Origin of the sequence: Streptomyces dangxiongensis (assembly GCF_003675325.1) — a bacterium.
In the GTDB taxonomy this organism is placed as follows: domain Bacteria; phylum Actinomycetota; class Actinomycetes; order Streptomycetales; family Streptomycetaceae; genus Streptomyces; species Streptomyces dangxiongensis.
The window spans coordinates 1,222,294-1,233,919 of the sequence record NZ_CP033073.1 but is presented as its reverse complement, the minus strand read 5'-3'; the positions used below and the strand labels follow the sequence as shown (position 1 = coordinate 1,233,919).

Annotated in this window: 9 protein-coding genes and 1 pseudogene; 6 read left to right on the top strand and 4 right to left on the bottom strand. The window is 74.0% G+C overall.

All coding sequences use genetic code 11. The features are described 5' to 3' along the window. Positions 1–175: 175 nt before the first annotated feature. Complete coding sequence (locus D9753_RS05350; RefSeq protein WP_121785956.1) at positions 176–790, top strand: TetR/AcrR family transcriptional regulator; 615 nt, start codon at positions 176–178, stop codon at positions 788–790. Between the two features lie 135 nt (positions 791–925). Here D9753_RS05350 and D9753_RS05345 read toward each other — a convergent pair whose 3' ends face one another. Continuing rightward, a complete protein-coding gene (locus tag D9753_RS05345) occupies positions 926–2,059 on the bottom strand; it encodes a DUF2510 domain-containing protein (protein ID WP_121785955.1) in 1,134 nt (377 codons plus the stop codon). A 313-nt stretch (positions 2,060–2,372) separates the two neighbouring features. Between D9753_RS05345 and D9753_RS05340 the strand changes: the two genes are divergently transcribed. Further along, the gene (locus D9753_RS05340; RefSeq protein WP_121785954.1) at positions 2,373–5,054 is read left to right on the top strand and encodes an ATP-binding protein; all 2,682 of its coding nucleotides are present in this window, start codon (positions 2,373–2,375) and stop codon (positions 5,052–5,054) included. A 137-nt stretch (positions 5,055–5,191) separates the two neighbouring features. Here the strand turns inward: D9753_RS05340 and D9753_RS05335 are convergent. After that, positions 5,192–5,452, bottom strand: a pseudogene (locus D9753_RS05335) (DUF3048 domain-containing protein); the annotation flags it as partial. Positions 5,453–5,625: 173 nt separating this feature from the next. Between D9753_RS05335 and D9753_RS05330 the strand changes: the two are divergent. Then, positions 5,626–6,816: a zinc-dependent alcohol dehydrogenase gene (locus tag D9753_RS05330; RefSeq protein WP_121785953.1), complete on the top strand. Its 1,191-nt coding sequence runs from the start codon at positions 5,626–5,628 to the stop codon at positions 6,814–6,816. 6 nt (positions 6,817–6,822) lie between these two features. Here the strand turns inward: D9753_RS05330 and D9753_RS05325 are convergent, their stop codons facing one another. Beyond that, positions 6,823–7,899 (bottom strand): ATP-dependent DNA ligase, encoded by a 1,077-nt coding sequence (locus tag D9753_RS05325; protein ID WP_121785952.1) that lies wholly within the window; start codon positions 7,897–7,899, stop codon positions 6,823–6,825. 73 nt (positions 7,900–7,972) lie between these two features. Here D9753_RS05325 and ligD point away from each other — a divergent pair, with 73 nt between their 5' ends. Both ligD and D9753_RS05315 read left to right on the top strand, forming a co-directional pair. Next, on the top strand, positions 7,973–8,992 hold the full coding sequence (ligD, locus tag D9753_RS05320) for a non-homologous end-joining DNA ligase (RefSeq protein WP_205614061.1): 1,020 nt from the start codon (positions 7,973–7,975) through the stop codon (positions 8,990–8,992). A 100-nt stretch (positions 8,993–9,092) separates the two neighbouring features. Continuing rightward, positions 9,093–10,187 carry a LacI family DNA-binding transcriptional regulator gene (locus D9753_RS05315; RefSeq protein WP_121785951.1) on the top strand — a complete coding sequence of 365 codons (1,095 nt, stop codon included), beginning with the start codon at positions 9,093–9,095 and terminating at the stop codon, positions 10,185–10,187. A 60-nt stretch (positions 10,188–10,247) separates the two neighbouring features. Here D9753_RS05315 and D9753_RS05310 read toward each other — a convergent pair whose 3' ends face one another. Then, positions 10,248–11,039: a VOC family protein gene (locus D9753_RS05310; protein WP_121785950.1), complete on the bottom strand. Its 792-nt coding sequence runs from the start codon at positions 11,037–11,039 to the stop codon at positions 10,248–10,250. A 308-nt stretch (positions 11,040–11,347) separates the two neighbouring features. Here D9753_RS05310 and D9753_RS05305 point away from each other — a divergent pair, with 308 nt between their 5' ends. Then, a complete protein-coding gene (locus D9753_RS05305; protein ID WP_121790913.1) occupies positions 11,348–11,593 on the top strand; it encodes a WhiB family transcriptional regulator in 246 nt (81 codons plus the stop codon). Positions 11,594–11,626: the final 33 nt, after the last annotated feature.

The window sequence follows — 11,626 nt, the reverse complement described above, 5'->3', positions numbered from 1 at the left end:
CCGGAACTGATCGATACGTTTCCGTACCGATACGCCAGTGTACCGATACGGTTGGGTACCGGTACACTGACGTATCGATTGAGGTGCGACACACTGGAGACAGGCCGGACGCCCGGCCGGGCCGCAGTGGGCCGCACAGCCGGACGGGCCGTACACGAGTGAGGGGAAGCAGCGCATGACGTCGCAGGCCGCGGACGAACCGGAGACGGTCGTCGCCTCGCGCCGCTCCAAGATCACGCCCGAGCGTGAGCGGGAGTTCTTCGACGCCGTGCTGGAACAGATCCGCGAGTGCGGCTACGACTCCGTCACCATGGAGGGCGTCGCCGCCAGCACCCGCTGCAGCAAGTCCACGCTCTACCGGCAGTGGAAGACCAAACCGCAGTTCGTCGCGGCGGCGCTGCGCGCCAACCGCCGGGTGCGTTTCGCCGGCATCGACACGGGATCGCTCGCCGAGGACCTGCGCCAGGCCGCGCGGGCCGCGGGCGACTGGTCCGGCAAGGACACCCGGCTGCTCCAGGCCCTGGGGCACGCGGTGACGGCGGACAAGGAACTGGCCCAGGCGCTGCGCGAGGCGCTGGTCCTGCCGGAGATCGCCGCGCTGGAGGAGATGCTGGCCCGGGGCGTGGCCCGGGGTGAGGTCCCCGCGGGGAACCCGGCGCTGGCCTATGTGCCCGCCATGATGTTCGGCGTGCTGCGGGTGCGGCCGGTGCTCTGCGGCCAGTACGCCGACTCCGACTACCTCGCCGGTTTCGTGGAGGCCGCCGTGCTGCCCGCGCTGGGACTGACCTGAGACCCAGGCCGCCGTTCACGGATGACTGAACGGTGACCTGACCGCGCCGCACCGTGGGGACGGGGGCGGCGCGCACCCCCGGCCGGGTGGGGTTCCTCTTGAGCGGAGAGGAATCCCACCCGGCCGGTCCGGGGCTCAGACGTCCTGGCCGTTCCCGGTGCCGGACGAGACCTTGATCCCCCTGACGATCTCGTCGATCACGGACACCCGCTGGCCGACGTCCACGCCGAAACGCACCAGGATGAGCTGCCGGGGGTCGTTGGGCGAGGGGAAGGCGACCGACTCGACACAGCCGTCGGCGCCCTTGCTGGTGACCGCCTTCCAGCGGACCAGGTAGCCCTTCTGCCCGGCGACCGTCACCGCCTCGGAGGCCAGCACCTTGTGCGAGGTGATGCTGCCGTAGGTGGTGCCGCCGTACGAAGCCTCGGCGTTGGCGGCGATGTCCGCCTTGGCGGCCTTCTCGGCCGCGTCGGCCCCGATGCCCGGCCCCATCGCCGGGGCCGTGGAGGCGCCGCCCGCGGTGCACGTCTTGGTGGTGTCGCCCGGGCACTTGTAGGAGTCGTCGGAGTTCACCACCACGCCGGCGCGGGTCGTCTCCCCCGTCCAGCCCTTCGGCACCGGCAGGCTGATGCCGGTGACCGGGTCGGACACCGTACCGCCACCCTGGACCTTCGGCGCCCCGGACTGCCCCGGCGACGGCGAGACCCCGCCGGAACCGCCCGAGCCACCGGACCCGCCCGGACCGCCCGAGCCACCGGAACCGCCCGGACCGCCCGAGCCACCGGAACCGCCCGGACCGCCCGAGGCGCCGGGCCCGCCGAACGGCCCGCCCCGGCCGCCGTCCTGCCCGCCGACCGGGCCCCGCTGCGAGCCCGCGCGGTCGCTGGCGCCGGGGTGCCCGGCGAGGGCGTACACGCCGACCCCGATGCTCGCCAGCACCGCGGCCGTGACCGCGACGGCCGCGCCCGTGCGCAGACCGCGCCGGGATCCGGCCGGCGGCTGCGCGGGATACCCCGGATGCCCTGGATGCCCCGGGAAGGCGCCGTACCCCGCCGGGGCCGCGGGCGCCGGACCGGCCGGCTGTCCGGAGTGGGCCGGCGGCGGGCCGCCGTCCGCCGCCGGCTGCGGCGGGGGACCCCACGAGGCGGCCGTGTCGGCGGGGCGGGTCCGGTCCGTCCAGGCCTTGCCGTCCCACCAGCGCTCGGTGGGCGGACCGTCATGCGTCTGCCCGGGATCGGGATACCACCCGGGAGGAGTCACCTGCGTCATGCCCCCACCGTATGAGGCAACGGTGAAAGTGGGATGAGAGTCTTCTCCGTCGATCCCATGAATCCCATGAAAAGGCACATCCCGCCCGGGATTTCTCCATGGTCCGTCCGCTCCGCCGCTCCCGCGCCGCCCCGGACCGTCCGGAGCACCGGCGTTGACGCCCCGTCCGCTGGTCGGGCGGGGGTTCGCGTCGCCGGACCGCGCCCCCGTTCACCCGGCGGGGCAGCACCTGCCGGGACCGGCCACCACACACCCCGCCGGACGACTACGCTCGTGCTCCGTACGTCGTTCGGGCGAGCCGGGGAGGTAACGGATGACGGAGGGACGGCCGTCGGCGGCCGGCTCGGCGCCCCTGTGGGAGCGGGATACCGAGATCGCCACCGTCGTACAGGCGCTCGACGCGCTCTGTGCCGACCGGTCGTCCGCGGGCAGCCTGCTGGTGTTCCGGGGCGAGGCGGGGCTCGGCAAGACCGCGCTGCTGGCCGAGACCCGTCGCATCGCCGAACGCCGCGGCTGCACGGTCTGGTCCGCGCGCGGCGCCGAGACCCTGAAGTCCGTGCCGTTCAACGTGGTACGGCAGCTCCTCCAGCCCGCACTGCTGTCCCTGCTGCCCGAGGAGGCCCGTGAGTACCTCGGCGACTGGTACGACATCGCCGGCCCCGCCCTCGGCATAGCCGACCCGCAGGAGGGCAACGCCGACCCGCAGTACGTCTGCGACGGACTCGTCGCGGCGGTACGCCGGCTGGCCCGCCGCGAATGGCCGCTCGTACTGCTCCTCGACGACGCCCACTGGGCCGACCAGGAGACCCTGCGCTGGCTCGCCGCGTTCGCCGAACGCCTGGACGACCTGCCCGTCCTCGTCGTGGTCGCCCGCCGCCCGGACACCACCGGCGGGGACAGCGCCCGCCATCTCGACGCGGTGGCCGCCGCGGGCCGCACCGTCGGCAACCTCAGGACCCTCACCCCGGACGCCACCGCCGGCCTCACCCGTGCCACCCTCGGCCGGCACGCCGACGACGCGTTCTGCCGCGAGGTCTGGGCCGTCACCGACGGCAACCCCTACGACACCGTCGAACTCCTCGCCAAGGTGCGGGGCAGCGAACTCCAGCCGGTGGAGGCACAGGCCGGGGAACTGCGTGCCCTCAACCGCGGCGCCCGCGGCGGCGGACTCGTCGACCGGCTCAAAGCCCTCGGCCTGGAGGCCACCCGGTTCGCCTGGGCCGCCGCCATCCTCGGCACCGGCATCACCGTCGACATGGTCGCCCGCCTCGCCACCATGAACGACGACATCGCCCGGCACAGCGCCGCACTGCTCTGCAACGCCCGCATCCTCACCCCGCCCGACCCGGCCGCCGGCACCGAACGCGAGGACGGAGAACTGGAGTTCGTCCACCCGCTCATCGCCTCCGCCGTCTACCACTCCATCCCGCCCGGCGTGTGCACCGCCATGCACGGCGTCGCCGCCCAGATCATCACCGAACTGGGCCGCGGCGCCGCCGAGGCCGCCCGGCACCTGCTGAAGGTGCACCCGGACGACGACGAGGAACTCGTCCAGCAACTGCGCGACGCCGCCCGCGAACACCTCGCCGTCGGCGCGCCCGACGCGGCCCGCCGCTGCCTCGAACGCGCCCTGCGCGAGCCGCCCCTGCCCGAGGTGCACGCGCACGTCCTGTACGAACTGGGCTGCGCCACCCTGCTGACCAGCCCCGCCGTCACCATCGGCCATCTCCGCAGCGCGCTCGGCATGCGCGGCCTCGACGCGACCGAGCGGGTCGACGCCGTCGTCCGCCTCTCCCAGGCGCTGCTCCACAACGACCAGTTGGAGGAGGCCGTCCGCACGGTCGAGGCCGAGGCCGCCCGGCACGACGCGGGGCCCGTCCGGATGCGCCTCCAGGCCTTCCAGTTCATGTGGGAGGGCATCCACGGCGAGACCGCCTCCCCGGCCCGCTCCCGGCGCCTGGCCGAGCTGGCCGGCACCTGCACCGGCCGCGACAACGCCGAACGCGCCCTGCTGATCCTGCGCGGCTTCGACGCGATGACCCACGGCGAGAGCGCCGACGAGGTCGTGGCCCTGTGCGACCGCGCACTCGTCAACGGCCGCCTCGCGCCCGGCCTCGGCTGGACCGACCCGGCGTGGGGCATGGAGCTGCTGATGATGCTCGGCAGCGCGTATGCCTACGCCGACCGGCTGGACCGCGCCGAGAGCCTGTTCACCGAGGCCCGGCGCGTCTACACCACGGCCGGCTGGCGCGGCGGCCACCTCTCCCTGGCCAACGCCTTCCTCGGGCTCCTCTACCGCAGGCAGGGCAGGCTGCGCGACGCCGAGTCCGCCCTGCGCGAGGCCCTGGTCCTGGCCGAACGCGTCGGCCGTCGCCTGCCGTTGTACTGGTCGGCAGTCTGCGGACTGGTCGACACCCTGCTGGCCCGGGGCCGCGTCGCGGAGGCCTGGTCGGTAGCCGAACAGTACGGCTTCGCGCCGCCGTACCCGTCCACGATCGTGCTCCCCGACATCCGCTCCGTGCGCGGCCGGCTGCTGCTCGCCGTCGGCCGCACCGAGGACGGCGTCGACGAACTGGAGGCCGCCGAGAAGACCGCCGCCTCACGCGGCGGCCACAACCCCGTCCTCGCGCCCTGGGCCATCGACCTCGCCAAGGCCCTCGCCGGCCAGGACCCGGCCCGGGCCGCCCGGCTCGCGGCCGACGCCCGCCGGCAGGCCGAGCGGTTCGGCACCGACACCGCGATAGGCGAGGCCCTGCGCTGTGCCGCCGCCCTGACGACGGGCCGGGAGGCGGTACGGCTCGCCGCGCGGGCCGTCACCTGCCTGGAGGCCTCGCCCTGCCAGTACGAGCACGCGGCGGCCCGGATCGAGTACGGCATCGCGGCCCGCTCCGCCACGGAGCTCGACCGGGGCCTGGACCTCGCCCGAGCCTGTGGCGCGGAGGGCCTGATGACCCAGGCCCGCGAGGCCCTGGAAGCGGCCCCCGGACTCCGCTGACCCGCCACGCGAGGCACAGGCCACGGCGGCCGGCCCGAGGTGGCGGCGGCGGGCGAGACGTCGGCGACCGTGGGCCGGGCGCTCATGCCCACCGGGTCGGTAGTGGTCGGCGGCGTATCGGTGACGTCCACGTAGACCACGTCCGCCGCCTCCAGGCCGGTCTGGGGGCGGGCCGCGGGCACGTTGTCGATCTTCACGGCGAGGGGGGAACCGGCCGCGGTGGGCGCGGTCGGCGCCGGGATGCGGTGCGGGGCGCGGTGGTCGTCGTCCCGGCCGTGGCCGGTGCAGCCCGCCGCGAGCGAGGCCGACAGCGCGACGGCCAGCAGGGCCGGCGTCGGTGCCGCGCGCCCCCGAGGCGGTGCCGCGCGCCACCGGCGGGCCCTGCGTCTCGTGTCCACCGTGGGCCACCCCCGTCCGTCTTGTCCGATTGTGCGCTCATCGGTTCACGGCTGGCCCTACCCGGCCGCCCACGGGAACGGACCGGGATTCGCCATCAGCGGCGTGGGTACCCGGCCGGCACCGCACACGGGACGCAGGACGCAGCCACACGCGACCAAGGGAGTGCGACCGCATGAAGGCAGTCACCTGGCAGGGCAAGCGCGACGTACGGGTCGAGGACGTGCCCGACCCGAGGATCGAGGAACCCACGGACGCCGTCATCCGGGTCACGTCGACCGGACTGTCCGGCTCTGACCTGCACCTGTACGAGGTGCTCACCCCGTTCATGACCCCGGGGGACATCCTCGGCCACGAACCCATGGGTATCGTCGAGGAGGTCGGCCCGGAGGTGACCAACCTGCGGCCCGGCGACCGTGTCGTGGTGCCCTTCCAGATCGCCTGCGGGCACTGCTTCATGTGCGACACCGGGCTGCCCACCCAGTGCGAGACCACCCAGGTCACCGGCGAGGGCATGGGCGCCCCCCTGTTCGGCTACACCCGACTGTACGGCGCCGTTCCTGGTGGCCAGGCCGAGTATCTGCGGGTGCCGCAGGCGCAGTTCGGGCCCATCAAGGTGCCCGAGGGGCCCGCCGACGACCGGTTCGTCTACCTCTCCGACGTGCTGCCCACCGCCTGGCAGGCCGTCGAGTACGCCGCCGTCCCGCCCGGCGGCACCCTGGCGGTCCTCGGCCTCGGCCCGATCGGCGACATGGCCTGCCGCATCGCCAAGGCGCGCGGCGCCGAGCGGGTGTTCGGCGTCGACCTCGTGCCCGAGCGCCTCGCGCGGGCGAACCGGCGCGGCGTGGAGACGTACGACATCCGGGCCTTCGACAACGAGAAGGCGCTCGTCCACGCCATCAAGGACGAGACCGGCGGCCGCGGCCCCGACGCCGTGATCGACGCCGTCGGCACCGAGGCGCACGGCAGCGCCGTCGCCAAGCTCGCCCAGCAGGCTGTCGCGCTCATGCCGCGCAAGATCAGCGCCCCGTTCGCCGAGCGCTTCAGCATCGACCGGCTCGGCGCCCTCTACATGGCCATCGACCTGGTCCGCCGCGGCGGCACCATCTCGCTCAGCGGCGTCTACGGCGGCATGGCCGACCCGATGCCGATGCTCACCCTCTTCGACAAGCAGATCCAGCTACGCATGGGCCAGGCCAACGTGCGCCGCTGGAGCGACCAGATCATGCCCTACCTGACGGACGCGGACCCGCTCGGCGTGGACGACTTCGCCACGCACCGGGTGCCGCTGTCTCAGGCTCCGCACGCGTACGAGATGTTCCAGCGCAAGCAGGACGGCGCCGTCAAGATCCTCATGCAGCCGTAGCCCGGCTCAACCAGGGTCCTTCTCACCGAGGATCTCCGCCAGGTCGTAGCGCACCGGCTCCTCCAGTTGGGCGTAGGTGCAGCTCTCCGGCACACGGTCCGGCCGCCAGCGGCGGAACCGGGCCGTGTGCCGGAACCGCTGCCCGTTCTCCATGTGGTCGTACGCCACCTCGGCGACCCGGTCCGGCCGCAGCGGCACCCATGACAGGTCCTTCTTGCCGGACCAGCGGCTCGGTGCCCCCGGGAGCCGGGCCGTCTCGTGCGCGGTCTCGTCCGCCCAGGCGGCCCAGGGGTGCGCGGACACGTCGTCCATGCGCGACGGCTCCAGCTCCTCGACCAGTTCGGCGCGGGTGCGCATGGGGAACGCGGCCGACACGCCGACGTGCTGGAGCCGGCCCCGGTCGTCGTACAGCCCGAGCAGCAGCGAGCCGACCACCGGGCCGCTCTTGTGGAAGCGGTACCCGGCCACCACCACATCCGCCGTCCGCTCGTGCTTGATCTTGAACATGGCCCGCTCGTCCTGGCGGTAGCGCAGGGTGAGCGGCTTGGCGACGACCCCGTCCAGACCGGCGCCCTCGAACTGCTCGAACCACTGCCGGGCCACCTCGATGTCGGTCGTCGCCGGCGCCAGGTGCACCGGCGGGGTCGCCCCGGCCAGCGCCCGGTCCAGCAGGGCGCGGCGGCCGGTCAGCTCCACGTCCAGCAGGGCGTGGTCGTCCAGGGCCAGCAGGTCGAAGGCGACGAAGGACGCCGGCGTCCGCTCCGCGAGCGTCCGCACCCGGGACGCCGCCGGATGGATCCGCTCGGACAGCGCGTCGAAGTCCAGCCGGCCGTCCCGGGCGATCACGATCTCCCCGTCGACCACGCACCGCTCGGGCAGCCGTTCCCGCAGCGCCTCGACCAGCTCGGGAAAGTACCTGGTCAGCAGCTTTCCGGTACGGCTGCCCAGCTCCACCTCGGCGCCGTCCCGGAACACGATCGAGCGGAACCCGTCCCACTTCGCCTCGTAGTGCATCCCCGGCGGGATCTTCGCCACCGACTTGGCGAGCATGGGCTTCACGGGCGGCATGACGGGCAGATCCATGGATCGATTCTGCGCGCATACATCCGGCTCCGCCCGGTATGCGCGCCGTGCGGGGTGCGCCTACCGTGGCCGCATGGGCGATGCGGTGGAACTCGAGGTGGGCGGCCGGACGGTACGGCTGTCCAGCCCGGACAAGGTGTTCTTCCCGGAGCGGGGCTTCACGAAGCTGGACCTCGCCCGCTACTACGCGGCCGTCGCCCCCGGCATCCTGCGCGCCCTGCGCAACCGTCCCACCACCCTGGAGCGCTATCCGGACGGCGTCGGCGGCGAGTGGTTCTATCAGAAACGGGCCCCCAAGGGGATGCCCGACTGGATCCCGACCGCCCACATCACCTTCCCCAGCGGGCGCAGCGCCGACGAGATGTGCCCCACCGAGGAGGCCGCCGTGGTGTGGGCGGCCCAGTACGGCACGCTCACCTTCCACCCCTGGCCGGTGCGCGCCACCGACGTCGACCACCCCGACGAACTCCGCATCGACCTCGACCCGCAGCCCGGCACCGACTACGACGACGCGGTCCGCGCCGCCCACGAACTGCGCGCCGTGCTGGAGGAGTTCGGCGGGCTGCGCGGCTGGCCGAAGACCTCCGGCGGCCGGGGCCTGCACGTCTTCGTGCCCATCGAACCCCGCTGGACCTTCACCCAGGTGCGCCGCGCGGCGATCGCCGTCGGCCGGGAGATGGAGCGCCGGATGCCCGACCAGGTGACCATCAGGTGGTGGAAGGAGGAGCGCGGACGCCGGATCTTCCTGGACTACAACCAGACGGCCCGCGACCGCACCATCGCCTCCGCCTACTCCGTACGCCCCCGCCCGCACGCCCCCGTCTCCGCGCCCCTGCGCTGGGAGGAGGTCGGCGTCGCCCACCCCCGCGACTTCGACCTGGCCACCATGCCGGCCCGGTTCGCCGAGGTCGGCGACGTGCACGCCGCCATGGACGACCACGCCTACTCCCTGGACGCGCTGCTCGACCTGGCCCGCAGGGACGAACACGACCACGGCCTGGGCGATCTGCCGTACCCGCCGGAGTACCCGAAGATGCCCGGCGAACCCAAACGCGTCCAGCCGAGCCGGGCCCGACACGAGCCGACGTCCTGACCGGCCGGCCCGCACCCTGCCGGCCGAGCCGCTGCCGGCCCCGGCCGGTCCGGCGCCCCGCGGCTATCCTGATCGGCAACCGCCGATGAGGAGTCCCGAAGTGACCGAGGCAGTGTCGCGCCCCACGCTGGAGGCCGTGGCCGCGCGGGCCGGCGTCTCCCGGGCCACCGTGTCCCGGGTGGTCAACGGCGGGGACGGGGTCCGCAAGCCGCTGGCCGAGCGGGTGAGGCGGGCCGTGGAGGAACTGGGGTACGTACCCAACCAGGCCGCGCGCAGCCTCGTCACCCGGCGGCACGACGCCGTCGCCGTCGTCATCGCCGAACCCGAGGCCCGGGTCTTCGCCGACCCCTTCTTCGCCCTCCAACTGCGCGGCATCAGCAAGGAACTGACCGCCCACGACAACCAGCTCGTGCTGCTGCTCACCGAGGGCCGCGCCGACCACGCGCGCGTGGCCCGCTACCTCGCCGGCGGCCATGTCGACGGCGCGCTCGTCTTCTCCCTCCACCTGGACGACCCGTTGCCCGGCCTCATCCACGAGGCCGGCGTGCCCACCGTGTTCGGCGGCCGGCCCGACTGGGGCGACCACACCCGGGCGCAGGAGCCGGGCGTCGCGTACGTCGACTGCGACAACCGCGGCGGGGCCCGCACGGCCGTACGGCACCTCGTCGGCCTCGGCCGCCGGCGCATCGCGCACATCACCGGCGCACTGGACCAGACCTCTGCGGTGGACCGCTTCGACGGCTACCGGGACGTCATGGCCGACGCCCTGGGCGGCAACGATCCCTCGCTCGTCGTGGAGAGCGACTTCACCCCGGCCGGCGGGGAACGCGCGATGCGTGACCTGCTCGACCGACGCCCGGACGTGGACGCCGTGTTCGCCGCCAACGACCTCTCCGCGCTCGGCGCGCTGCGGGTGCTGCGGGAGAGCGGCCGGCGCGTGCCCGAGGACGTGGCGGTGGTCGGTTTCGACGACGTGATGCCCGTGGCCGAGCAGGCCGACCCACCGCTGACGACCGTCCGCCAGGACATCGAGGAGATGGGCCGCCTGATGGCCCGTCTGCTGCTCCAGGGACTGACCGGCGACCGCGACGACCCGGTGGCGGAGGACCACACGCAGCCTCCTGCCGACGCCCGGGACACCACACCGGCGGGAGTCATCCTCCCGACGACCCTGATACGCCGCGCTTCGGCCTGACCCCGGCCCGGCGACCCCGTGGCCCGGAAGAGCGCGGTCCGGCCCTGTCGTGGCAGGGCGTCAGCTCTCCGGGGAAGCGCTTCTGATCACGGCGAAGCGGGCGCCGTACGGGTCGGCGAGTTTGGTCATGCGGCCCACGCCGTCCACCGTCGTGGGTGGCATCCGCACCTTCCCGCCGAGCCGCTCCGCCCGGCCGGCCACGGCGTCCGGGTCCTCCACCTCGAAGTACGGCAGCCAGTACGGGCCGTCCTCCGCCTCGGCGGGGGCGTCGGCCAGCGGCACCACCCCGCCGAACATCGCGTCCTCCCCGGCCCCGGCCGGATTGACACAGGTGTACGTCCCGCCCGGGAACGGCACCGCGTAGGTCTCCAGGCCGAGCACCTGGTGGTAGAAGGCCGCCGCTGCCGCGATGTCCCGGGTGTACAGCTCGACCCAGCACAGCGCGCCCGGCTCGTTCGCCGCGTCCACGCCCACGGTCCGCCCGGGCTGCCAGATCCCGAACGGCACGCCCGCCTGGTCGGCGAGGACCGCCATGTGGCCCTGGCCCATCACGTCGGTCGGCGGGAACAGTACGCCGCCGTGGGCCCGTACGGCCGCATCGGCGGTGGCCTGCGCGTCCTCGCTGCGGAAGTACACCGTCCAGGCCGGCGGGCCCTGCTCCGGACCGGTCCGCATGCCGCCCGCGACGGTCTTCCCGTCCCGCTGGAAGAAGCCGTATCCGCCGGCTTCCGGTCCAGCCGACCGGAAGCGCCAGCCGAGGAGGGCGCCGTAGAAGGAGGTGGCACCTTCGATGTCGGGGGTGCCCACGTCGATCCAGTTGGGGGCGCCGGTGACGAAACGGGTGGTGAGCATGCGTGCCCTCCTCGAAAGGGGTCCCGTCCTGTGCACTGCCGAGTCTGGCACCGCCCACTGACGATCGCCGCCGGAACACCGGGCCGCACGGAGCCCCGGCCCGCCCCCACGCCGGTTTTCCCACCGGTTCCGCGCGCCGCCGTGCGCACGCCGGGCCGAAGGGAGCAGCATCGGGGCGACGGGGCGGCGCCAGGGGGACGGGAGCGGCATCGCGGGGACGGGAGCTGCGTCGGGCGCATCGTGCGGCCGGGGACGCCGTTGAGCCGGCGTTGATCGAACGTTTTTCGGCGTGCGGCACGCTCCTGACCATGCACTCCGAAACCATCACCCCGGCCGACGACACCTGGCAGGCGCAGGCCCTGTGCGCACAGACCGGGCCGGACTTCTTCTTCCCCGAGCCCGGCAGCTCGGTGCGCGACGCGAAGCGCATCTGCGCCATGTGCGAGCTGCGCCCGGCCTGTCTGGACTACGCGCTGACCAACGACGAGCGGTTCGGCGTCTGGGGCGGCCTGTCGGAGAAGGAGCGTCTCGCCCTGCGGCGCACCGCCCGCTGACACCGCCCCCCGCGCTACCGGCCGACCGCCTCG